Source organism: Thermogemmatispora sp., assembly GCF_042408735.1.
Taxonomy (GTDB): Bacteria; Chloroflexota; Ktedonobacteria; order Ktedonobacterales; family Ktedonobacteraceae; genus Thermogemmatispora.
Genome location: NZ_JBHOQV010000156.1, coordinates 77,746 through 102,517 on the forward strand (window position 1 = coordinate 77,746; position 24,772 = coordinate 102,517).

General features: G+C 60.1%; 13 protein-coding genes. 7 read left to right on the forward strand and 6 right to left on the reverse strand.

Annotated elements, in window-relative coordinates:
* The first annotated feature begins 114 nt into the window (after positions 1 to 114).
* Genes ACFMO7_RS17700 through ACFMO7_RS17710 form a run of 3 tightly spaced genes read left to right on the forward strand, consistent with a single transcriptional unit; the run spans position 115 to position 10,999 of the window.
* On the forward strand, positions 115 to 4,077 hold the full coding sequence (locus ACFMO7_RS17700) for an NERD domain-containing protein (protein ID WP_376796813.1): 3,963 nt from the start codon (positions 115 to 117) through the stop codon (positions 4,075 to 4,077).
* 29 nt (positions 4,078 to 4,106) lie between these two features.
* Entirely contained in the window at positions 4,107 to 5,846 is a 1,740-nt protein-coding gene (locus tag ACFMO7_RS17705; RefSeq protein WP_376796814.1) for a hypothetical protein, read from the forward strand.
* 32 nt (positions 5,847 to 5,878) lie between these two features.
* Complete coding sequence (locus tag ACFMO7_RS17710) at positions 5,879 to 10,999, forward strand: ATP-binding protein (RefSeq protein ID WP_376796815.1); 5,121 nt, start codon at positions 5,879 to 5,881, stop codon at positions 10,997 to 10,999.
* A 218-nt stretch (positions 11,000 to 11,217) separates the two neighbouring features.
* Here the strand turns inward: ACFMO7_RS17710 and ACFMO7_RS17715 are convergent, their stop codons facing one another.
* From ACFMO7_RS17715 to ACFMO7_RS17725, 3 genes are all read right to left on the reverse strand, one after another.
* Complete coding sequence (locus ACFMO7_RS17715) at positions 11,218 to 12,357, reverse strand: pentapeptide repeat-containing protein (RefSeq protein ID WP_376796816.1); 1,140 nt, start codon at positions 12,355 to 12,357, stop codon at positions 11,218 to 11,220.
* Between the two features lie 6 nt (positions 12,358 to 12,363).
* A complete protein-coding gene (locus tag ACFMO7_RS17720) occupies positions 12,364 to 12,996 on the reverse strand; it encodes a DUF4388 domain-containing protein (protein ID WP_376796817.1) in 633 nt (210 codons plus the stop codon).
* 267 nt (positions 12,997 to 13,263) lie between these two features.
* On the reverse strand, positions 13,264 to 14,856 hold the full coding sequence (locus tag ACFMO7_RS17725; protein WP_376796877.1) for a sodium:solute symporter: 1,593 nt from the start codon (positions 14,854 to 14,856) through the stop codon (positions 13,264 to 13,266).
* 428 nt (positions 14,857 to 15,284) lie between these two features.
* Between ACFMO7_RS17725 and ACFMO7_RS17730 the strand changes: the two genes are divergently transcribed.
* Together ACFMO7_RS17730 and ACFMO7_RS17735 are read left to right on the forward strand one after the other, a co-directional pair.
* A complete protein-coding gene (locus ACFMO7_RS17730) occupies positions 15,285 to 15,491 on the forward strand; it encodes a DUF3311 domain-containing protein (protein WP_376796818.1) in 207 nt (68 codons plus the stop codon).
* Positions 15,492 to 16,100: 609 nt separating this feature from the next.
* Positions 16,101 to 18,329: a prolyl oligopeptidase family serine peptidase gene (locus ACFMO7_RS17735; RefSeq protein WP_376796819.1), complete on the forward strand. Its 2,229-nt coding sequence runs from the start codon at positions 16,101 to 16,103 to the stop codon at positions 18,327 to 18,329.
* A 210-nt stretch (positions 18,330 to 18,539) separates the two neighbouring features.
* On the opposite strand, the gene ACFMO7_RS17740 is transcribed toward ACFMO7_RS17735, so the two are convergent.
* Positions 18,540 to 18,941, reverse strand: coding sequence for a hypothetical protein (locus ACFMO7_RS17740; RefSeq protein WP_376796820.1), 402 nt, complete (start codon positions 18,939 to 18,941; stop codon positions 18,540 to 18,542).
* 409 nt (positions 18,942 to 19,350) lie between these two features.
* Here ACFMO7_RS17740 and ACFMO7_RS17745 point away from each other — a divergent pair, with 409 nt between their 5' ends.
* Positions 19,351 to 20,859: an APC family permease gene (locus ACFMO7_RS17745; protein ID WP_376796821.1), complete on the forward strand. Its 1,509-nt coding sequence runs from the start codon at positions 19,351 to 19,353 to the stop codon at positions 20,857 to 20,859.
* Between the two features lie 117 nt (positions 20,860 to 20,976).
* Positions 20,977 to 22,542, forward strand: a complete 1,566-nt coding sequence (locus ACFMO7_RS17750; protein WP_376796822.1) for an APC family permease — start codon at positions 20,977 to 20,979, stop codon at positions 22,540 to 22,542.
* Positions 22,543 to 22,927: 385 nt separating this feature from the next.
* On the opposite strand, the gene ACFMO7_RS17755 is transcribed toward ACFMO7_RS17750, so the two are convergent.
* Complete coding sequence (locus tag ACFMO7_RS17755; protein ID WP_376796823.1) at positions 22,928 to 23,962, reverse strand: NAD(P)-dependent alcohol dehydrogenase; 1,035 nt, start codon at positions 23,960 to 23,962, stop codon at positions 22,928 to 22,930.
* A complete protein-coding gene (locus ACFMO7_RS17760; protein ID WP_376796824.1) occupies positions 23,959 to 24,768 on the reverse strand; it encodes an iron-sulfur cluster assembly protein in 810 nt (269 codons plus the stop codon). The genes ACFMO7_RS17755 and ACFMO7_RS17760 overlap by 4 nt, the downstream gene beginning before the upstream one ends.
* Positions 24,769 to 24,772 lie beyond the last annotated feature (4 nt).

Here is a 24,772-nt window from a genome sequence, read left to right on the forward strand (position 1 = left end):
TCAATATGGGGGTATTGTTGAACTGCAACAAGGAGCTGATCCCACAAGGAATGGTTTTGGCAGTCCTGTTCCCAGCCTCTCTTTAACCCCGTAATGTAATAAGGAGGCACGTCTGTGGCCGAGTTGATCAGTACAGGTACTTTTGCGAGCGAGGGAGAAAAGCGGGCCGCCGAGGTCTTGCGCCAGGGACTGCCCGCGTCGTGGCTGGTGATCTGTAACAAGGTCTTTCCAACGACGAGTGGGAAATCCTTTGAGATCGATTTTCTGGTAATAGGCCAGCGCTGGATCTTCGTGCTCGAGGAAAAATCATGGCAGGGTCCTCTGCGCGGCAATGAGGAGTTCTGGTTCCGGGCCGATGGCTCGTCGGAGCACAGTCCGCTGGCAAAGGTCGACCTGGTGGCCAAGCACGTGGCCGGTTCCCTGAAGGAGAAAATCCCTTCTTTGAAGGGGGGCAAACATTTTGTGCGTGGCACTGTCTTGCTCTCTTCAGTCAAAGCTCAGCCGGAGATCCATGATCCGCGGGCCGCAACGGCGCTTTTTACTCTGGACGAGGTTTGCGAGCGCTTGCAGGAGCTGGATGAGCATCAGGGTAATCCCCTGGTTGGTCAGCTGCATGCTCTGTTGCGCAAAACACTGACGGGCCTACGCGAGCGTCCTCAGATTCCCCGCCTCATTGGGGAGGCTCTTCTGATTGAGGAGACAGAGCAGGTGCGTCCAAAGCTCTATCGCTGCCGAGCGGTTGAGAAGGTCTCTGGCGCCGATCGCCCCCGCATCGTTATGCTCTATGAGCTTGATCTTGATCCGCTGGAGCGGAAAAACGCTAAGGACTTCTATACACGCACCTACCAGGCGTTGGAGAAGCTGCAGCCAACTGGCCTGGTCCCACGAGCGGAGACGCCTTTCCCCTGGTCGGACAGGTTTATGGTGGTGCCGATCGTCCCTCCCGAGGGACGCGCCTTGAGCGCTCTCCCGCTACCAGAGACGCGCGAGGAGTTTGTACAGGAGCTGCAGATGGCAGTCCAGGCTTTCAAGGGACTGGCCCAGATCCACGCTCAGGGCGTCCTCCACCGCGCACTGACGCCCGCCGCGCTGATGGTACAGTTCTCAAGAGGCCAGCCTCCTCGGGTGACGTTTAGCGACTTCTACGCCGCCCGCGTCGGCGGCATGTCTATCGCGGCTACTCTGGATAAGACCGCGGTCGATGATCCGTACGCTGCTGAGGATGTGCTGATTGGTTATGAGTTTGCAACGCAGCAGACGGATACTTTTAGCCTGGCGCTGGTACTGCTTGAGCGCCTCTCCGGTACCCCTATTTCTGCACTGCGCCCTACAGTCGATGATCCGCCCCGCCTGCCTGATAAGCCACGCTGGCAGACTTTCCTGACTCCCTCTCTGTCGGCTGCTCTGCTGGAGATCTTTCGCGCTGCATTGCTCCCGCCAGAGGGTGAGCAGCCTCCGACGGCCGATGTGCTGGCTCGCCGCCTGGAAGCTCTGGTGTACGAGGCACAGGATCCACGACAGGATGAGGTTCCTCAGACCTTACTCAACGGACGCTTTATCGTTCATCGCCTGCTTGGCCAGGGAGCCATGGCTTGCACTTATCTGGCAAGCTACAGGGACTTTCCCGGCTTGGGGCAACAGGTACTTAAGCGCTTCCTGAATCCAGCTGATCTCTACGATCAAGCAATAAATGAATATAAGGCTCTAGAGAGTATTAAGAGCAAGTATTTCCCTACCATCAAAGAGATACATGGGATCAACGAAGATGCACATATCGTTATGGAGTATATCCCCGGTCCGACGCTGCAGCAGCTAGAAAGGGAATTTCCCTGGCCACTGGAACGCTGGTGGCCGCTGGCTCGCGATTTGCTGCGCGCTCTGACCGTGTTGGAGGAACATGGTATCCTGCACCGCGATATTAAGCCGGCTAACATTATTCTGCACGAATTCGATAATCATCCGGTGCTGATAGACTTCGGGTTTGCGATGCGCCGTGGCGAGGAGCGTAGCCTGGCTGGTACGCCGCTCTATTTGCCGCCCGAGGCCCTGACCGCCGCCAGCCCGCCGGCTGACTGTGACCGCTACGCGGCGGCGGTGGTGCTTTTCAAGGTGCTGACAGGCAACTTGCCGTTCACCTACGATGAGGGCGGGCAACGCCTCCTGCGCTCGGCTGAGGAGCTTGAAGATGAGCATAAGCGGCGCCTGGCCACGGTTCTGCTGCGCGCCCTCGATCCTGATCCGGCTCGGCGCCCAACAAGTGCTTCTGCCTTCCTCGAGGAGCTGACGCAGGCCGAGCTGGCCGCCGTTGTCTTGACCGAGGAGCTCGCTCCGGTCCTGGAGGCAGTCCAGGAGCGCTCAGCCCTGGTAAATCCCTGGGTGGAGCAGGTGCGCGGCCTTTATCGCAAGAGTGCCAGCGGCAATGCCGATAATCGCGGCCTGGACAGCGACTTTGTGCGTGAGACCTACGTTCCGACAGCCCTCGATCGGCGGTTGCTACCGCTTTTGTTGGAGTGCCGCCCCCTGGCTCTTTTCTTGTCGGGAAATCCCGGCGATGGCAAGACGGCTTTTCTGGAGCAGGTGCGCCAGGAGCTGATCAAGCGCGGGGCAACGGTCAGTCAGGCCGATCAAAGTGGCTGGGAGCTGCACTATGCTGGCCACATTTTCCGGAGCTGTTACGACGCCTCGGAGGCTCATCAAGGGCTGAGCGCCGATGAGCAGCTGACACGCAAGTTGCAGGGACTGGAAGGGTCCCAGCAGCCGGAGAGGGGGCTAACGGTGCTGGTGGCTATCAACGATGGTCGCCTGGCCGACTATTTCGAGCGCTACGGCGAGCGCTTTAGCTGGCTGAGGAGGGAGCTGAGCCGCGAGGGGAAGCGGAATCGCTCGCTACGCGAGCGGACGGTCTGGCTGGTCGATCTGAAACGTCGCGCTTTTGTGGCGCTGCCGGGCGCAGAGGAGCGCTCGCTTTTCCGGCGCGTCCTGGATAGCCTGGTGGCCAAAGAGCACTGGACAATCTGCCAGCGCTGCGCCGCTGAGGCTGTCTGTCCGCTTTACCAGAATGCCCAGATGCTGCGCAAGAATCGTACTCGGCAGCGTCTGGAGTACCTGCTGTTGCTGACCCACCTGCGTCATCAGCGGCATATTACGATGCGCGACTTGCGCTCGGCTCTGGCTTATCTGATCACGGGCAATCTGAGCTGCCAGGAGGTCCACGCCGCTCGCCAGGGAGAGGATGGCGGGGCTACCCTGATCGAGCGCTCCTGCTGGCAAAGTGCTTTTGCTCCCCTCGAGACGGAGGATGAGCTGCTGCGCGATCTGCGGGCGCTGGATCCGGCGCGCTTCCCTCAGCCCCATCTGGATCGCTTTCTGCATTTCCATCGGAGCCAGCAAGATGCGCTCTTGCGCGCTGAGCTGATGGCCGATGGCCGAGATCTTCCACCACAGCGCTTTAAGGAGGAAGGCCAGTGGCTGGCAGCCTGGAAGCGGCGCCTCTACTTTTATGGCCCGCGCCTGGACGAAGAGAAACTGCCCAATTTGCCGGCTGTTCGCTGGCCCGAGCTGTTGCCCTACCGCTACGCGCTGCTGTACTTGCAGCTGCTCGAGGGCGAAGTGGAGCAGTTGGAGGAGACGCGCCGCAAGCTGGCTCTGGGCATCCTGCGCTCCGATGGTATTGAGGCCGATCTGCCCGCCGGCTATCTCAGCGTGGTGGTGAAGGCTTCGGAAGAGCAGCAGCTGATTATCTTGAAGCAGTTCCCTCTAGAGGAGTTCGTGCTGGAGCCGGTGGGAAGCGATCAGCAGGAAGTGATTGAGACGCTGCCAGAGTTTCTCTTGCTGCGCCATCGTTCGGGGATGCCACGCCTGGAGATCTCGCTCGATCTGTTCGAGCTGTTGCTGCGCCTGGCCGATGGGCTGCAGCCAGAAGCCTGGGAGCTTCAGCCGCTGCTGGAGGATCTGCGCCACTTCAAACACGCCCTTCTGTTGATGGAGACACGCGATCTGGTCTTGGTCGAAAATGCCCATCGTCTGTATCACCTGACTCAGCGCGATGGGAAGGTGGTCTGTACGACTATCGCCTGATCCTCAGGTAAGCACGAAGGAGAGCGACCGTGAAAGTAAAGCTGCCGAAAGACTTGCGCGGGGTGCGCTTCCCTCAAATGCTCCCTATCGAGATGAATGATTTTGACATCGATCTGCTTCTGCCTCTGCTGTTTTTTTCTATTCTTTCGGGAGGACGTGCCCGAGCAGGCATGAAAAACGACCCCAGTGCCATCGGTTTCTACATCGACCAGTTAAGTCAGCACCCAGCTGTCGAGGGTTTTGCAAGCCCTGAGAGGAGGCGCCTGCTGGAACGGCTGGTTCGTACTGCCCTGATTACTGTAGGGCGCGTTGGCCGCGGCCATAAGGATGAGCAGATTACATCTATTGTTCCCTATAACCTGCTTTGCTACAAGCCAGGCTTTCCAGAGAAATCAAGCCGTCTACGTAGTACAGATCTTTTTATCTACCAAATACTCCATAATTACCTTGGAAGCGATCAAGAACTCCGTCAATTTATTAAAGATGCTTTTGGACGTGGCATTGTCATCGGTCCCCCCGGCCAATTAGGAGGCGGTTACGATGGCGCCACAGAGCTGGATACTCTCACACGCCTCTCGCTGGCCTTTCTCGATGGCTTCGAGAGCATCAGACCTGGCCTGGGCCGAGACAAAAATAGCTATACTGGTGCCTGCCCGGGTCTGGCGCGTGAGCTGGCAGCGGACCTTGTGCAGTATATGTCTGCCTACCACGCCACCATGCCAACGCCGGCTTTCATTCACCATCTCCTGATTTTGATTAACTTTGAACTGTTTACCTACACCCTGAAGGTGGTCCACGCGGTGAACGCGCTCGTGGCCCAGCCAGAGAGCCTGCCTCCCGCCATGCGTGAGCCGCTGGAACCGTCACCCCCCGCCATCTATGTGGACTTCACCGGCCAGCCCGGCCCCAGTCAGGAGATGGCTCGGGCCTGTGTGCGTCGCGACATCGAAGCCTACCAGAGCTTCTTGTCGGCGAATCTGTTGCTGCGCCAGTTGCATCGCTACGTGGAACAGCTCCAGCGAAACATCCGTCGGCGCGCTCTCATAGAACGCTTGCTTGGGAATGAGACCTCCGGTCCTCTCTACCTGCAACGCCTGCTGAGTCTACAGGGCCAAGCCGACATCGAGGCCCAGGCCCGTCAGGACATCGACAAGATCTTTGACGAGAACAGCGAAGAGGCGAAAAATGATAGCAATGGCAATCATCACGATCTAGGAGAAGGACAAGAAAATAAGTTAGCTCGAAAGTATTTAGAGGACCTGCTCGCCAGCGCCGAGAGCGATCTAGAGGGCCTGGTCATCCTTTTGAAGGAGGGCCAGCGCGAAGCCACGCAGAATTTCGTGCGCTGGTACTGGAGCACGGGAGGTCTGACACGCGCTGAAGGTTTGCTCCGCGGGCAGCTGAAATACCGCTCGTCATGGCAATATGCACCAACCAACGATCTACTGGCGGTCCTCGTGCAGCTTGCGGCGGCTCGCCTGAGCAACGGGAAAAATGGCGACCAGGAAGAGCAGAACGGTGATGGCCCTAGGCCCATCCGTCTGCAAGATTTCCTGCGCTTTCTCGACGAGCGCTTTGGCCTGCTCATCGATCGCCCACCCGCCCCCTTTGTGGGGGCCGAATACACTGCCGCCGCTCAGGAGAACCTGCGCGCCATGCAGCGCCGCCTGCGTCAGATGGGCATCTTTCGCGATCTCTCGGATGACTTCACGGTCCAGCGTCTTCACCCGCCCTATGCACCCTATACCATGGCGACATTACGGGGCTGATGCACTGAGCCTGCACTGGAAAGGGTTCAACTATGGTGCTTTTTTCCCAACAGAGCGATCTCAAGATTGAATTGCTGACAGAAGCGATCCTGAAGGAGTTGAAGGGGGCAGGTCCCGGCCACTGTGCCCGCGTCGATTTTCTGGAACTGGAGGATGTCCTTCTCCTCTGCCAGAGGTTACGCACGAGCCAGGAGGCCCAACAGGAAACGCTCTTTTACATCCTGGCCACGGAACGGAGCCAGACCGTCGATGATCTTTTTATTCCCCCCGACCGCGCCATCGAGCTGCGCAACCGCAAGACTGGACGCTTTTGCCTCTTCATTCCCGCAGGCAGTGTGGATGCTACCGCCAGCTCTCTGGCCAACGCCTTCGCCCCCATCGACGGGCGCCAGCTTTATGAGGCAGCGCTGCGTGAGCTACAGCACCGCCTTCAGGTACGCTCTCCCGAAACCGCTGCCCAAGTCCGCACGGTCTTCAGCCATCTGCGCCGCTGGCCTGGCCTGAGTCACGAGCGCCGCCTGGATTTCGTGGCTGCAGCCTTCGCCCGCGTCCAGAACGGTACGCCAGAGCGGCTCGGCCTGGAGTTATGGCGCGTCGGCCTCATCAGCGACGCCCGGCCCGAGTTTACCAACTACCTTGAGCGCAACCGGCGCCTGACTACCTTGCTGGCCCGGCCCAAGAAGTTTGACGCTACCCTGGTTGAGCGGGTGCAGGAGCTAAAGGTAGACACCCCCACCGCTAGAGAGCTGCTGCGCTTCTTGCAGGGCTACGTCCTCAGCGATGTCCACAGTTGGTCGCGCGCTCTGGAACAGGCTGAGTTGACGCTGGATCGCTGGCAGTTCATCCAGTACGAGGAAAGCGATCTACGCGAATTTGAGCTTGTGCCTTTCATTAATCCCAAAGGAGAGGTCGAACGCTTTTGCCGTCTGGCTCAGCCCTATGGGCCAGGTAGTGCTCTCTACGCCTACTACGGTGAAAAAGGCGAGATGGTGGTACGCTGGAAGTGTAGGCCGGATAAACCTCGCAACCTGGGTGGCTGGCGCGTAGCTATCGTGCCCGAGGAGTGCGAGCCGGGCTTTCGCGATAGCCTTTGGGAGCAGGACATTACGCAGAACCGGCGCAGCATCACTATCAGGCTAGACAAGCTCAACCTTGATAATGAGGAGCCTCCCGACAGCGCCGTTTGCGTGCGCGTGGCCCCTCTGGGACCGGATGGCAATGAGCTGGTGACCAGGATCGGGGAAAAGGAGGAAATCTACTATAAAGACAGCCTGGCCTTTTATCTGTCCCCCGATCCGAGCTACCTGCCAGCTCCTACCACCGGCGACAGGCGCCAGACAGTGCCCACCCTTCCCTGGGGCCGGCTCAAGGTCGGCAGCGAGATCAGAGAGACCATTCTGGAGGAAAGCCTGCCCCAATGGCAGCATCACCAGTTCGCTTATTTCAGCCTGCTGCTCAACGGCAGAGATCGGTTAACCCTGGCCCTGAGCGAGACCTTACTGCAGCTGGAAGAGCGCATCCTTAAGGAGCCTGCTCAGGGTGGCTGTTTTCTTCTGGAGGTTGAAGAGCTGCGCCCCGTGCCGGCTGAGGCTATCAGGCCCTTCCCGCTGGCAACCGGTGAGGGCGAACAATGGCGCCATTTCTGGCGCCAGCGTGAGCTGTTCTTCCGGCGCCTGCGCCAGTCTGAGGGGCGCAGCGTGATCGAGGTGGCCGATTGGAGCAGCAGCCCCGACCTGGCCGATGCCGCCGTCCGTTATGCTCAGGCCTATCAGGCGCTGCTTGAGGAGCTGCTGGCAGGCAAGGCCAACAGCGACTTGCTGATCCAGGCCCTCTCTGTTGACAGCCTGCTCATTCGCTTCATGAAGCAGGACCAAGTCGAAGAGGCCCTGATTATTCTGCCGACCCATCCGCTGCGTGCTGCCTGGTTTGCCGGCTATAGCAGACTGCTCAGCTCCTGGGAGGAAGTCCTGCTCGATCAGCCAAAGGAGCAGCGCAGGCGCCGCATCGACCTGGATACGCTCCGCCTGCTTGTTCCAGCCAATGTACCGCCATTCGCCTATCATGCGGCCACCTCAACCGTCTTCATCTTCTTCCAGAATCTGCTTTTCTTCCACGGTGTAGCCTTGCCCGCCGCCGTCCCTGATCCCCACCGGCGCTACGCCGACGTCGCCACCCTTCTCAACGCAAGACCTGAGAAGACCGATCCGGGCGATATTCGCCCTGAGCGTCTCAGCGAGCATCTTCGGCTCTTCCAAAGCCTGCATCCTTACGCTGATCCGCTGGTCCTGACCCTGGTCAATCCCGACCGCGGGGCCTTACTCGGCGAGGCTCTTAAGGGGTTGGCCCCCTCCTCAAAAGAGGAGGAAGAGGAGGAGGAAGGAATCAGCACAGGACCGGCAGGCGCCTTGCCGCTGCTTCAGATTGTCTCTTACAGCGAAAGCTGGCAGAGCGGCGCGCTGCAGGCCCTGACACGCACCTTACAGGAGAACGGCGGTCGGCACCTCTCTGGCTCAGGCCGCTCGACCGACCCTTTCCTGCCAGCTCTGGCTACTACCACTCGACCGATCCGTCAACTACAAGAGGTGGAGGAGGAGCCACCCGAGTCGCATCTGGCCATTGTCAGCGACCTGCTCCGTCCACAGATCGTCGCCGTTCCCACCCAAGGAATGGCTTCGCTTAGCAGCGAGGTAAGCAGCTTCTCGCTCTATGGGCTGCTGCCACGCTTCATCTCCCAATTCAGCCAGGAAGGCAAGGCGCTTCTCTGGCGCTATCAGATCCTGACCGGTGGGGGGAAGCCTCTCCCTCACCCTGGAGGCCCGCGCTACAGCGAGACCTTGATCGACCTGCATACCACGCTGCTCAAGGCTGGGGGCTACCTGCTCCAGGGAGAGACGGAGATGCAGCCCGCACTGCAGGTCACCCTCACGGCGGAGCTGCGCACCCTTCTGGAGAAGCTGCATCAGCGGGCCAACTGGGTGATTAATCTGGATCGCTTCTTCACCCTGGATTACTATGACTCGCCTCACCTGCCTGGCCTGGAGGAGGTGGCTCGCAAGTACGTGCTGGACTACTCGCCGGAGTTCACCGAGGGACTGGGGCACCGCATGATAGTGACCACCGCATGGCATCAGGAAATCACCTCGATGCTGGCTCAGGCGATGGAGGAGCTGGGCTTCTCACGCCTGGAAGAGAGCGTCAGCCGCCTGCTGCATGCCCTCAAAACCATCTCTGGGCGCCTGGCCCTGGAGGCCCTGGAGTCACCTTCGAGCGCTGCCGCCGCCGTGAGCCTTGGCGTGGTCGCCGCCTGGCTTGAACGCCAGGGTCGCCTTAAGCAGGCTGTCCTACTACCCGTCGACCTTTACCCGCGGATCTTCGCCAGCGGAGGCTCAGGGCAGCCAACCACCGGAGAGCACCACTGCGACCTGGCACTGATCGCTCTGAAGCGCAACATCGTCGAAGCGACTTTCATCGAGGTCAAGTGGCGTCGCGGCTCCGTCCCACTTGAGCGCCTGGCGAGCGATATGGCCGTGCAGATGCGAGCAACCGCCGAAATGATGCAGCAGCGCTTCTTCGATCGGCAGCAGCTCGATGGCGCCATCCAGCGCGCCTACCTGGCCAACGTCTTGCGCTTCTACTTCGAACGTGCTCGCCGCTACCGGCTCTTCGACCCCCAGGCCGAAGCGGCCTTTCTAGACAACCTGGCCCGGCTTGAAAAGGCCGAGCTAGACTTTCGCCCCTTCTACGAAGGCTATATCGTCAGCCTGGACAGCGAGCCGCGCAAACCCCTGGACATCGGCGGGGTCCGCATTCGGCTACTAACCGTGAGCGACTTCCGATCACTCCCCTTCATCGAGGGCAGCACAGCCGAAACCCCTGAAGGCGTCGAGCCAGTCTCAGAAGGCGCCGAGACCTATCCGGGGCCTTCAGCCGGCGAGATAGAGCCTGGGGGAGCGGAAACCGGCGAGGCTGCCTCTCTGCCCGAGGCAGAGGACCAGCCCTATAGCCAGGTTCAGCGGGACGGGGGAGAGAAGGACGCCACCCTGCTCATGCCCACGCCAGTCTGGCGAAAGCAGCCAGACACAGCAGACGCTACAGACCGCGAGCAGCTACGCATCCCTCTCGGTCGCTCGCTGGGTGGACCGATCTACTGGAAGCCAGGCATCCAGGGCAGCCCTCATCTCTTTATTCTGGGCATCCCTGGTCAGGGGAAATCGTGGACCATTGAGCACTTGCTGGGCGAGCTAAGCCAGCAAGGTGTTCCGGCCCTCGTGTTGGACTTCCACGGCCAGTTCGCTGACCCCCAGGGGCGCTACTACCAGCGCGTTCGGCCTAACGTTCTCGACGCGGCCAGGGGCCTGCCGTTCAGTCCCTTCGAATGTGCCGCTTCCGGCTTGGCCTGGCGCACCAACGCTCTGGCCATCTCGGAGATTTTCGCCCAGGTCGCCGGCCTGGGAGCAATACAGCGCGATGTCATCTACACTGCTGTTCGTGACGCCTATCACGCCCACGGCTTCGAAGATGAGCTGAGCAAAGAAGAACGCAGCAAGCTGACCTACCCCACCCTCCAGGAGGTCTTTCACCGCATCGAGCTGACAGCAAAGCAGCATCAGGTGGGCAATGTGACCGCTCGCTGCCGGCCGCTGCTCGAAATGGATCTCTTCCGGCCCGAGGAGCCGCCTGTCAATCTCTCTTCGCTCATCGGGCCGGGCCTGGTGATCGACCTGCACCAACTCTACGCAGAGCTACTGCAACTGAGCGCCGGCGCCTTTCTCCTCCACAAACTCTACAAAGACATGTTCCACTGGGGTCCTGCTGAGCGCCTGCGCCTGGCCATCGTCCTCGATGAGGCCCACCGCCTGGCGAAGGATAGAACGCTGCCCCGGCTCATGAAGGAAGGGCGCAAGTTCGGTATCGCGGTCATCGTCGCCAGCCAGAGCCTGGGAGACTTTCATCCCGAGATCCTCAACAACGCCGGCACCCGCATCATCTTCCGCATGAACTACCCAGAATCGCGCAAAGCCGCCAGCTTCATTCGCGCTGGCCAGGGAAGCCAGATCATAGAGCGCATCGAGCAGCTAAGCGTCGGTAGGGCCTACGTTCAGACGCCCGAGATGCGCCAGGCCCTGATCGTTCGGATAGGTCCAGACGCCTGATGAGAGCGAAAACAGACCGGCCGGCTGGCGGGCGGGACTGCCAGCATGTGGCTGGCACTCCCAGCCGACCAGCCGGCCAATCTATCTGGCTGGCTGATCGGCTGGCTCACCGGGGGTTAGCAGCACCCGCCTGCTCCCTCCCTCCCCAGTAGCCTGGTCAGGCACCAAGTTTGGCCTTGCTCACTCCGGCAGACCGCCCGACCACTCCAGACCGCTGCTCACAACGGCCGATGCACCACATTGGAGCTGATGCCCAGGCGCCAACCAGTATAGGCATCGATCACAACCTCCTCCAGCGCGCCGCGGTCCAGGCTGCTGAACTGCTCCGGCTCCGCCTGGATCTGCTGCAAATCGGCGCGCATAAAGAGGCTGTTAGTCAGCACCGCCCCAGACAGGCGCGCCTGCTGTAAATTGGCGGCGCGACAATCGGCGGCATAGAGATAGGCGTTAGACAGGTCGGCCCCCTTGAGCAGGGCCTCCACCAGCGAGGCTCGACTGAGGTCACAGCCACTCAGATCGGCGCGCGAGAGATTGGCCCTGGCGCAGTCAACCTTGCTCAGATCTGCGTTTCTGAGCACCGCCTGGAACAGATAGGCCCGATTCAGGCTTGCCCCCCGCAGATTGGCTTCGTGGAGAGCCGCATCGACCAGATTGGCCCCGTAGAGCGAGGCTCCACAGGCATAGACTCCGTTCAAATTCGCTTTACTCAGGACCGCCAGGTTGAGGCGCGCCCCGCTCAGATTGGCCCCACTCAGGTTGGCCTCACGCAGATGGGCTCCCACCAGATTGGCCCCACTCAAGTCGGCTCGACTCAGATCGGCCTCGTCCAAGACCGCCCCGCTCAGGTCGGCTCCGCTCAGGTCGGCTCCAGCCAGATTGGCCCGGCTCAGATTGGCCAGACTCAGACGGGCCTGGCTTAAATCGCAGCGACGGAGATCGACGGCGATGAGGCCAGCTTCGACCAGCATCGCCCCGTGGAGATCGGCTCCGCGCAGATCGACGCCCCCCAGATCGGTCGAGCGCAAATCAGCCTCCCGCAAGGAGGCTCCCAGGAGATTGGCCCCGATCAGGTTGACGCCGATCAGAAAAGCCTTGCTCAGGTTGGCCCGGCTCAGATTGGCATGACTCAGGTCGGCCTTGCGCAGATAGGCCCCACAGAGATAGGCCCCGCTCAAATTCGCCTCAGAGAGATTAGCTCCGCGCAGATTGCCCCCACTGAGATCGACCTTCTGCAGATCGAGCCGGCTCAGGTCAGCCCCATCAAGCATAGGAACACGTTCCTGCCGATAGGCCTGGACAATCTCCACCAGGGCCTCCTCTCGCCCAAGTCCCCCTAACTGCGGCTCCATCTCAAGCATACAACCTTACAATCCTTTCCTCTGAATGATGCCATGTTGCTCCAGCTCACTCAGCAGCTGGCTGACCACCCGCGGCTCCTTCCCCATCAGCTGAGCCAGATCGAGCACCCGGCGCCGGCCATCAATCAGCAAAAAGAGCTGGCGATGAGCACGCGAGAGCCGGTATTGCTCGATCAATAGCAGAGCCTGCTGGAAGGGCAGCACAGGGCAAGGGATAGCGTAGTAAGAAGCATCAGAGGGACGAGTATCCCGTCCCTGCCCGCCGACACCCGCTCCCGGCTGGGTGCCACGAGTCGAGACGGCAGGTGGCCCTTGCGAGGAGGCAGAGGTCGCCAGGTCTCCTGGCTGCCTCACGCCGGCAACCAACCATGCCAGGAGCTGTTTGGTTGTCTCATCAAGGACTGCGGGATTAAAGCTAAAGCGACACCTCCCCCAGGTACTCAGCCAATTGAGGGCAGCATGATCCTTGCGGCGACCGGCGCTGGCCTGGGTCACCTGACCCTTCACAAAGGTAATCGTTCCCTCCTCGAAGAGATCGCCAGTCCCCCGCCAGACCGTCAGCGTGCCACTGCCACGCGCAAGCTGGATCAGCTGAATGATGGTGACCAGGTGGTCCGTCACGCCTTCCTGCTCTGACATAAGCCTGCTCCCCAGAGAAACCAGCCATAACCGTCAACCCCAGATCAAGACATCCCTGTCAGGACACATGAGCCTGGACTAGATAGCGTTCTCGTAGCAGACAGAACCAGACCATCCGGAGAAAAAAGGGCAAACAAGGTCCGTGGTCGCTGAGAAGAGGCGAAGGGCACGACGCCTTCACTTTGGCCGGGCACCCGCCGCCTCTGCCCGCCTGGCTCTCTCTTCCATCTTCCAGGAGCCAGCCCAGCAAACCTTCTACCAGGCTCACTAGCGATTGGCGACACGCTCGCTCTCTAGAGAGAACGCTCCGGCAGAGGAGCTTTGGCTGAGCTGACGCGCCTGCTGCAGAAGGCGTTCCTCCGAGAAACCCGTCACCGGGCGGATCGCATAATCAGTCGGGCTGGTGTTATCCTGGCCACGAGGGAAGCCGAACAGGTCAAAAAGGGGCGTCAGAGCACAAGAGAGGACCAGATTCAACACAAGCCCGGCGAAGGCAGCATAGACATTGAACGAGAGGCCACCCAGCGTCAATGGGTAGACCGTCGCAAAGTTCTGCGTGAGTACCATCCAGGTGCCGAGGATCATTCCCCCCGCCCAACCACAGATCAGAGCCAGGTGATGGAACCAGCGCGTATAGAGGCCCAAGAGGACTGCCGGCAGGATCTGAATGATCCAGACGTTGGCAAAAAGCTGCAGATTAATGGCGAAGTCCGTCGGGAAGAAGATGATGAAGAGCAAAGCCCCGAACTTGATCACCAGCGAAGCCGTTTTGGCCACCGCCGATTCCTCGCGCTCCGTACAGTTGGGATGGAAATATTCGCGGTAAATATTGCGCGTAAAGAGATTGGCAGCCGCGATGGACATCACACCAGCGGGAACCAGGGCCCCAATAGAGATGGCGGCAAAGGCAAAGCCGGCCAGCCACGGCGGCAACATGCTGGCGAACAGTGAGGGAAGAGCACTATTGGTTTTGTAGAGAGGCGACGGCTTGATACCGGCGGCAATCGCTAAAAAGCCAAATAGCCCAATGAGGGACTGCAGGAAAGTATAGGCCAGCAGGAACGGCAGCGTCCTCTTCAATGTCCGGCGACTATTGGCGCTCAGCATGGCGGTAAAGGCGTGAGGATAAAGGAAGAGCGCCATCGCGGAGCCAAGAATCAAGGTAGAGAACGTGCTATACTGGGCCGGAGAGAGGGTCAACTTGCCAGCAGGAACCGCAGCGAAGACACGCGACAAGCCTCCCAGACGAAGAGAGATGATGACAAAGCTAACAATCGCTACCAGCCAGATGGAGAGGTCCTTAAAGATTGCAATGAGGGCCGGACCACGCAAGCCGCTGACATAGGTATAGAGGGCCAGGATGAGGAAGGCAATGAAGAGGGCCAGCTCGACGTTGATCCCCATCTGGGCAATACAGACCTGGATGCCGTAGATCTGAATGGCAATATAGGGCATGGTGGCCATAATACCAGTGACCGCCACCACCAGCGCCAGGGCGCTGCTGCCGAAACGCTCGCGTACAAAGTCGGCCTGGGTGACATAGCCACGATGACGGGCAATCACCCAGAAGCGGGGCATCATGAGCAAAGCAAAGACAAAAGCCAGGGTCAGATAGGGCGAGGCAAAAAAGCCCTGCGCCCCCTGAGCATAGACCAGGGCCGGCACCGCCATGAAGGTGTAGGCGGTGTAAAGATCACCCCCTATGAGAAACCAGGAGACCACCGGCCCAAAGCGCCTTCCCGCCAGCGCCCACTCCTGCAGCCTGTTTAGATCCCCTGGCCGCCAGCGCGAGGCCAAGAGGCCCATGATGGTCATCGCAATGAAAACACCTACGAAGACCGCCAGCATTCCCCATTGAATCATATGTCTCTTCTCCTATGGCACGAGTCTTGCAGGAAAACGCCACATCACAGCTCTGTGTATGCTAAATGAGGCTGGCCCGCTCCTTTTATCCTCTCGCGTGAAGAGCCACTCAACTGTAATGCTTCATCTCATTATCTGTACCTTGTGCACTGTACATCGGGCTAATTCAGTCTGGTCCTTCCTCTCTCCGCCTGGTTCGTTTTTATCATGTTGTATGCTCTTCGATAAGTGTCAGTATAGCACTACATCAAAGTACGGCGAGGGACCATAGCCTTTTTTTCCCAATCAAGGCAGGGTTAAGCCGCTTTGGCCTCTTCCGAGGGCCTATACTAGACCTGAGTAGTCCGGCCTGGTCGGTAGCGGATTGGTTGCTGTCTCAGCCAGACCGGCCAGGGCAAGCATGATCCGGAGAGGGTGTGACAACCATGCTACCTGAAGAATCGCTTCGCAGACGTGGGCGTCTCTGGCCCTTCACGCTCCTGCTCATCCCTTTTCTAACCGCCGTCTGCCCGGCTCTCTATAACCAGGTGGAACCAACCCTGTTCGGCGTTCCGTTCTTCTACTGGTTCCAGATGTTCTGGATCATCGTCACCGCTACGATCGTGGGCCTGGTCGCCATGCTGACCGACTAGCCAGGTGCAGCAGGCAAGGCAATACCCCTTTCTGCAGCCTGCCAGCAGCTCCCTTTGGCAGCCAGACCCCATCTGCGGCGGCCCATGTCGGGCAATCTTCGGCACAGCGGACAACCATGGCAGGCTGGAAGGGTTCTATCTGTCCTTCTTCTACCTGTCCGGCAGGACTCTTCGATTTCCTGGGACTTTCTACCTTCTTTTGATTTCTGTGCTGATACTCCTCTGAAGGAGGGCCTATTGGCCCTGCCTCTCCCTGTATAGACTGGCGCCTGCCCTGTCGGCGGTCAATCTACTTACCGGCAGCCGTACTTGCCTTGCAGGCTGCCGTGTGGTATGACTTTGCTATGATGCGCCTTCAGCGGATGCCTGCTTTGAGCCTTGCCCTCCAATGGCCAGCAAGCAGGTCCTGTGCTGGCTCTATGCTGACAGGTAGGGCTGCCTCTCCCCCTGCCAGCGAGTTTGTAACCGCCCCGCTGGTTTCCCCGTTGAGATTACTGGCATCTTCCGATCACAGTAGCAGCAGCCCCCTTCCTCATGCTGGCCCGCCATCCTCTCGCTATTCATTAATATGAAAATGATGTTCGTTTTGAAAGAGTACTGGAGCGAGCAATGTTAGAAGAGCAAGACGAGAACAAAACGGTACCGCGCCCCGTGCCAGTTCAGCCAGAGGCCCCTTCTCAGGCCGCGTCCCGGGAAGGACAGCCAGGCCAAGGAGAGGCCAGGCAAGATTTCCATTCGGCAGCAGGGATCTCAGGCAAGACGGTCATCCAGGGAGAAGGCAGCGTTGCCAGTCAGACCGAAGCCGTCGTTGATGGTGAGCCGGCCTCGACGAGCGCTCCAGAGCCTGCGCGGCTGGCCGCTGTGACCGTGGAGGAGCTGCTCGATCTACAGATTGCCTCGGACCCTCAGCTCTCGCCCGATGGCTCCCTGATCGCTTTCACCCTTCAATGGAACGATCGCAGCGCCCAGGAGAGCAAAAGCGCCATCTGGGTGGTTCCCAGCCGGAAAGAGGCAGCCGGCAGGGCCCGTCAATTGACCGCTGGGGAACACCAGGACTTCGCTCCCCGCTGGTCGCCACGGGGCGATTGGCTGGCTTTTCTCAGTACTCGCTGTGGAGGGAAACCGCAGATCTTCTTGCTCCCGCTGGGCGGCGGGGAGGCACGCCAGTTGACCAGGCTGCCCAATGGCGTGAGTGAGTATAGCTGGCGACCCGATGGCCAGGCCCTGCTCGCGCATAGCCCCTGGAAGCCGGCTGATGATCAGCTTCAACAGGCTGAGGCGGGCAAGGAGGAGCCGGCCCAGGTCTACACCCGTCTCGATGAGCAGTGGGACGGTGTCGGACACTGGCATGGACGCCGAATGCAGCTGTGGTTCGTTCCTCTGGAGGGGGAAGCCGTACGCCTGACCGCTGAGCCGGTGCATTTGCTACAGTCATGCTGGTCGCCTGATGGCAGTGCAGTCGCCTTCTGCGCCAATCGCCGCCAACAGCCCGACCTTAGTACGAGTATGGCTCTCTGGGTATTGACCCTGGCCACGGGACAGCTCCGCCGATTGACTCCTGAGGAGGGTCTGGCTCAGATGCCCGCCTGGTCGCCCGATGGTCGCTATCTTGCTTACTACTATGCTCCCGATCAGACTGAGACCTGCAATATCACCCCCTGGGTTGTGGCCGCCGATGGCAGCCAGGAGCCGCGCCCCGTCTTTCCCGAGCAGGCAGACTATACCTGTCAGGTCACCATCGTTGACGAGCTGCGTCCCCCCAACGAGTGGCTCACCCGCCCACAGTGGTATCCTGACAGTCGCCATCTGCTGGTGACGATCCATCAACGAGGCCAGGCCCATCTCTACCGTGTCGATTGCCAGACCCAGGAGCTGACTCCTCTGACCGGCAGCAGCGGGCGCTACCTAAGCCCCCATTTGGCCAGCGATGGCTCATTGATCGCAGTTGTGCGGGCCGATTGGTTTACGCCCGGCGACATCTGGTCTCTACGGGGTGAAGGCTCACAGCTCCAGCGCCTGACAGCCGTCAATGAGCGTTTTCTGCGCAACCATCAACTGGTCCGTCCCCGTCGCCTGACGTGGCAGGCCCCTGACGGGCTGTCGATCGAGGGCTGGCTCTACCTGCCACCATTGACTGCTGGCCAGCAGGCCCCGCTGATCCTGGCCGTCCACGGCGGGCCAAGCTGCGCTTGGGGCGATGCCTACGTCCATGAGTTCCAGGTCCTGGCAGGCCAGGGGTTCGCTGTTCTGGCCGCTAATCCGCGCGGCAGCGATGGCTACGGCGAGGCCTTTCGCCGTCGCATCCTTAACGACTGGGGCGGCGAGGACCTGGGCGATCTGCTGGCTGGCCTGGACTACGTTATCAGCATCGCCCCTGTCGATGAGCAGCGTCTGGGCATCACTGGCCTGAGCTATGGAGGCTATATGACCGCCTGGGCCATCACGCAGACAACACGCTTTAAGGCTGCGGTCAGTCGCAACCCTGTGACCTATCTGCCGAGCTGCCGTTTGCTCTCAGATCAGACTCTCTGGTTCGACCTGGCAATGGGCGGGGCCGGCGAGGAACACCTCCTTGAGCGCTCCCCCCTGGCTTTTGCAGACCGCATCACAACGCCCCTCTTGCTTCTGCACGCCGGCGATGACCTGCGCTGTCCCTTCAGTGAGTCGCTGCAATTGTTTGTTGCCTTGCGCAGACGCCGCCAACCTGTCGAACTGGTGCGCTATCCGGGCACCAGTCACACGATGGATTGGCCAGGGGTCGGCACTCCAGCTCAGCGCTGCGATCGGCTGCGTCGTACGCTGGAGTGGTTTCAGCGCTTCCTCTTGCCGGAAGAGTAGGCTCAGCTTAGCGCCGTTTAGCGTCTTGCGGGCCTTCCAGGCCGATAAGGTCCACCCTTGCCCAAGACATCACAGGCACGCAAGAAAGAAAGCGGGCGTAAGGAAGGGAGAGCAGCAGATCTGGCCTCCTCTTCTTACGCCCGCCCATATCCCCATCTGGGCCGCTAGCGCTCGCTGCGCTGGCAGCCCTTCCTGCACTTGCATCGGGCATCAGTGACCCGGCAAGAAGATAAGGACCATGCAGACGAGAGCCGCAAGCACCAGAAGCAGACAGTAAAGGCCCGCCACTAGACGCGAGAGGGTCTGCGCGCTTGGACTCCAGCTCAGGCTCCGCCAGGCCGTTCCTCCGCTCACAAGGACGATTCCCAACAGGAACAGAACGGCCAGCGCGTGACCCTCGATGATCTCAACGGTGCTGCCAGTCAGCAAGACAAGTGGCGTCAATACGGCTGAGAAGAGGAGAATGCCCGCCACAATGTCCAGGGCCGCCATCCCCAAAAAGGCAGTCTCCTCGAAGCGATAGTAGCGCAGCCGAGAGGTGGCCCTGACAAGGATGATTAGCGCTGCGATATAGGCAACCAGGCTGAGCAGAATAAACAGAAAAATAGACATACCTCGCACAAGAAAGATGTGTTGTCTTTGGAGTATTCTCTGCTACAAGCGCATTCTTATCCCTTGAGGCTGAAACTCAGTCCACTAGAGTAGACGTGCGAGCACGACTTCAGGTTTCTGCCAACCCTTTTTTGCCCTGGAGAGTGGCAACTCGGCGCCAGCGGCGTCGTTTGCGCGCGTTTGCCTTGCTTATGAACCCGGAACTACCCTACACGAAGGCCGAAGGCGTCTGATATTTCGATATCCGGTAGTTTTGTATTTTACCCTCCCCAGGTAATCCATCTTCGGCGGATGGGACAGGATACCCGAAAGCATTGACAATTCGAAATACACAGGTAGACTTCTATTAAAAGCTCTGCTTCAGGCTCTCTCTGCTATGAGGCAACGAGAAAGGAAGGGCATGAACCTTATGGAAGTGGAAAGTCCTGGTGCTCAGCTAGCAACACATCCGTCATCAGGAAGGGCATTACCTTCCGAGCAGTACGTGGAACGGGTGATGCCCCCTGTCCTGGGGACGTTGGATATGACGGCCATCTTTTTAGGAGCCATCTTCTACCTGTCGAACAGCGCTACAGCTGCTACGGCTGGTGCGGTTTCCTTTCTCTACTGGCTGGTCTGTGGAGTCGCCTTCTTCCTTCCCTGTGTTTTGAGCACGGCTCAGCTGGGGCTGCTTTTCCCCTATGAGGGCGCCCTCTACAACTGGACCTATCGCACGCTGGGAACCTTTTGGGGCTTCTTTGCCGCTTTCTGCGCCTGGCTACCGGGTATTCTGGCACTTGTTAGCGGCTTCGGCACGGCGATCACCTACCTGCAAGGTCTGCACGATGGCTGGCTGGCAGCCCCCTGGCAGCAGGGAATGGTGATTGTCTTCCTCATTCTCCTGGGCACCGTTCTGACCGTACAGCCGTTGCGTGTGCTGCAGAGCGTGCTCAACGTTACTGTTGGTCTGCTTCTGCTGGCGGTGATCCTGATTACTGTGGCAGCCTTTGTCTGGCTGGCGACAGGTCATAGTCCGGCAGCACCCTTCGGGCATCTGGACGACTGGCGACCCGGGCCGGCCAACTTCGTGCTCTTTGGCTTCCTTGTTCAGTCCTACCTGGGCACCGAGGTTCCTCTGGCAATGGCCGGCGAGATCCGTCCCGTTCAACGCCGACGAGTGATTCTGCTCCATCTGCGCTGGGGGACGCTGCTCGTCTTCGCCAGCTATCTTCTGACAACCTTCGCGGCCCTCGTGGTGCGTGGACCAGAAGGGGCTTCCGATCCCATCGTCTTTATCAGTGTGGTCGATCAGGCCCTGGGACGAGCTGCCGGCAACGTGACAGCGGTCTGTCTGCTGTGTTTCTTCATGGTTGCTCCGCTGATCTACAACTATACCTTCGCCCGCCTGCTGCTCGTCGCCGCTATCGATGGACATTTGCCAATGAGCCTGGCCAGGGTCAATCGAGCACGGGCCCCGGCTAACGCCATTTACTTCCAGTCGGTAGTGGCTCTGGCTTTCACGGCCCTGAGTTATTTCGCTCTTCCTTACCTTTTCCCTCTCGGCCAGCCAGCCGATCTGTCAACGATCATTTTCACCGTTTCGCTGGCTGCCCTGACCCTGGTCTGGTTGATCTCGATTCCTTTTCTCTTTATCGATGTGCTGGTGGCTGCGCGCCGTCAGCCGGCGATCTTTCACGAGCATCGCCTGCTCCCTCTTCCCCTGTTCTGGTTGCTCGCCCTCTTCGGGACGCTCTCCTGCCTGCTGGCAATCGTGGATACCCTGCTGAACTCCTGGATCCCCGATCTGCTCACGCCGACCGCCTGGTGGCTCGCCGTCGGTGGCACAACCCTCGCCTGCCTGGTGCTGGGCTTGGTGGGCAGCATGGTGGCTCGCGGTGAGGCAAGCTGGGAGCGCTGGCGCGGCCAGGCCGGCCTGTGAGAAGAGGCCCGGGCGCCCCTGACTACCCGAGGGATCTGCCTTCCCTCTGACGGCCTTGACTGAGCGTCCCGATTCGACTGATGATACAGGACAAGATCTTTCTCAAGGAGGCTTGCTATGTCCGAGCAGCAACCGCTGATGCTGAGCGAGGTGGCCCAGAAAGAGAAACGCAAGCTGCGCAAGGAGCTGTCGCTCTTCTTCATGGTCTGTTTTACTCTGACGGCCATGATCAATATCGATACGCTGGGGGCCGTCTCTTCTCAGGGGGGACAGGTCTTCCCCTGGTTGCTGATTACGGCTCTGACGTTCCTGATCCCCTATGGCTTGCTGACGGCAGAGCTGGGCAGCACTTTTCCGGAGGAGGGCGGCATCTATGTCTGGTGCAAGTTGGCGGGCGGACGTCTCTTTGCGGCGATTGCTTCTATTTTCTATTGGGTCTCTAATCCACTCTGGGTCGGCGGGACCCTGGCGGTGACGACTATCGCCGCTTTGAAGACCTTCTGGTTCGGCAACAGCGATCTCCTCTTCGGAGGGAATAAGACTATCGATGCGATCGTTGAGATCGTGATTGCCCTGATTTTTATCTGGTTTACGACGTGGAGCGCAATTGTCTCTCTGCGCATCGGTAAGTGGTTCTCAACGATCGGGATTATTTTGAAGCTCTCCCTGCTGGGGCTGTTTGTGATTCTGGCTTTGGCTTTCTTCTTCGGGGGCAAGGCCAGCGGCGCTCACTTGAGCTGGAGGGATTTGCTGCCAACCACGAATCTGGGATTGATTTTCAGCAGCATTATTCCGGTTCTGGTTTTCAACTGGGCCGGCTTCGAGCTGCAGAATGGCGCCGGCGAGGAGATGTTTGAGCCTCAGCGCGACGTGCCCCGCTCGCTGCTGCGCGCTGGAACGATTGGGGTCCTGGCCTACGCCATCCCGATTCTGGTGATTCTGCTGGCGCTACCCAAAGACCAGTTGTCTAACGTCGGGGGCTTCCTGGATGCTTACCAGGTGGTGGCTAGCATCCTGCCCGCTCCGCTGGCCACCGCTCTGGGTTGGCTGATCGCAGCGGCCCTGATCCTGACGCTGGCCAGCGCCGGAGGTACCTGGCTGATGGGAGCCGATCGCACCTACGCGGTGACGGCCCTCGACGGAGCCGCCCCCGTGGTTCTGGGACGCTTTAGCTCTTACTTCGGTACTCCGCTGGCGATGAATCTGCTTTCGGGTAGCGTGGCCACCGTGGCGATGGTGGCAGCGATCCTGGTGACGGCCTTCGGCTCCGGCGAGTTGTCAACGCTTTTCTCTCTGGTCCTGGGCTTCACGATTTCGACGACGGCTCTCTCCTATGCGTTCATCTTCATCTCCTATATCGTTTTGCGCTACAAGTACCCAGAGGTGGAGCGCCCTTATCGGGTGCCTGGGGGTATGGTTGGTCCCTGGATCGTGACGCTGCTGGCCCTGGTTTCGGTGCTGGTTACGGCTTATTTTACTCTGATTCCTACGGATGAGACGGTCAGCAGCTACCAGATCAGCCGCTTGACCTACGAGCTGACTCAGCTACTGCCGATCGCGATCGTACTGGTGGTGGCCGTGATCTTCTACCTGTGGGGACGCTTTGAGCAGCGGCGCCTGACGACAGGCGACCTTGTCGGCGAGGCGGTAGCCGATCAGGCCGCTGGCAGCAGTCTGCAATAGGCAGGGCTGGAGGAGCATCCTGCTCCGGCCAGTCAGAAGAGGCTGCCTGTAAAGCACCCAGGCAGCGACTGTTCCCTCTCTCTGCCCCTTGTTGGCCTCGCCTCGGCTGGCAGAGAGAGGGGACCTGCTTCAGGCCACATCTGGTAGCGCTTCTGCGCTCTCGAAAGCTGAGCATAACCAGACGCGCTTTCAGCACACCATCCAAAGGGGCGCGACGGCCCTGGTGGGTCGCCGGCCCGGCTTATGCCGGCCACAAAGGCTCGGGGCCTGCTCAACTCTGCAGGAGCCGGGTCTCATTCTTACTTACACCAGCTCCAGGCCGGCTTTGCCGGGAAGAGGGGCTCGTTGGCCGGCCTCCTTCCGCAGTCAGCTTTTTTAGCTTCTCTCAGGTTTCCGCCGGCACCAGAATGCCGCGCCCATGCAGATGGCCGCTCTCCAGATCATGAATGGCATCCAGGGCTGCCTCCAACGGATAGACCGCCGTGTGTAGCCGTACCTTCCCTTGAGCCGTCAGGGCCATCAACTCGACTAGATCGTTGTAGGTCCCGACCAGGTTGCCAATAAAGTTGATCTCGGTCGAGATGATATCAATAGTCGGCACGACCAGGCGACCGCCGTAGCCAATGACATAATAGTAGCCGGCACGGCGCAACATGGCGACTCCGCTTTCCAGGGCACCACCTTCGCCCACAAAATCAAGAATCACCTCGGCTCCCTGGCCTTCCGTGATTTCGCGAACTCTGGCGACCTCACCGTCATCGGCAAGCACCGTGTGATCGGCTCCCCACCCGCGGGCCAGCTCCAGGGCCTCTGCCGACCTGTCGACCACAATCACTTCGGCAGGCGTCAGGGCCTTGAGACACTGGACACCGATGTGGCCCAGGCCACCGGCGCCGATGACTACTGCTCTGGTACCAGGATAGAGGAGCGGCACGGCCTTCTTGACGGCATGATAGGCCGTCAGGCCGGCATCGGCCAGGGCGGCGATGTCCTTGGGGGCCAGCGATGGATCAAGCTTGACAACGGCTCGTGCCGTGGTCTTCAAAAATGCCGCCATTCCACCGTCAGTGGAAATGCCCGGAAAGGCCGAGTTGGCACAGTGCATGTCGTTCCCCGCTCGACAGGCACGGCAGAAGCCACAGGTGATGAGTGGATGCACAATAACAGTGTCGCCTACAGCGACGTTGCTGACCCCCGAGCCAACGGCATGCACCCAGCCAGCGTTTTCGTGCCCAAGCGTGTAGGGGAGCGTCACACCGGATTTCTCGGCCCATTGCCCTTCGATGATATGCAGATCCGTCCGACAAAGGCCGGCTCCTCCGATGCGCACGATGACATCGAAGGGACCGCTGATCGTCGGCTCAGCTACCTCTTCAACTACCGGCGCTTGATTGTAGGCGTGGAGACGAACGGCTTTCATAGGGGATCCTCTCCTTCCTGGCTATGCGCTGTCTCTGCGCTGGCATGCTGGTAACGAGTGCGAAAGAGGGCGCTGCACATGGCGGTGTCGAAGAGGAGGCTCAGGCGTACCGCGCGCAGGCGACGCAGAAAGCCCTGAAGATCGCCACCTGGAATCGGCTCCCCTCGCTCGTCAACAAAGAGCGGACCGCCCAGACGCAACAGTCCCAGAGCCTGCCCTCGCTCAACGTAGGCCCGGGCCGCCCGGCCCAGCGTCGAGAGCTGGAGAGCAGCCTCCGGCAGACGCAAGCAGGCTACATCACCCGCTTCATCCCAGGAGAGATCTTCCAGGCACCGGCTGCGCAGCGTTTCCTCGCTCAGACCCGCCCGCAACAAACGACGCAGCAGCAGATCCTGGCGCATGAGAAAGCCTTTGCGTAAGAAAGTGCGACGCAATTCCTGTAGATCGCTGTCCGTCGTGACCTCATCGGGAAAAGCGGCGGCAAAGCTGAGGCCACTATTGACCGCAGTCGAGATGGCCTCGCCGGCACAATGGTCGAGGAGATAGATCCGGACGCTGCCTACACCTGGCACAGCTCGCGCCTTCTCGGCCAGATCGGAGGCCATCAGATAGGCGAAGTTCGGCGCACACCAGAAGGTCGGCAGCTTCAAAAAGATGCTGACCGCCGTCCCTTCGATTTCGAGGCGGTCGACGAAGCCCAGGTCTACCAGCGGCCTATCTAGTTCGGGATCAAGCACATCGGCGATGGCCGCCCAGACCTGTTCTGGCCTTACGTGGGAAGCGCCTCCTACGTCTTGGATGGGCATAGCT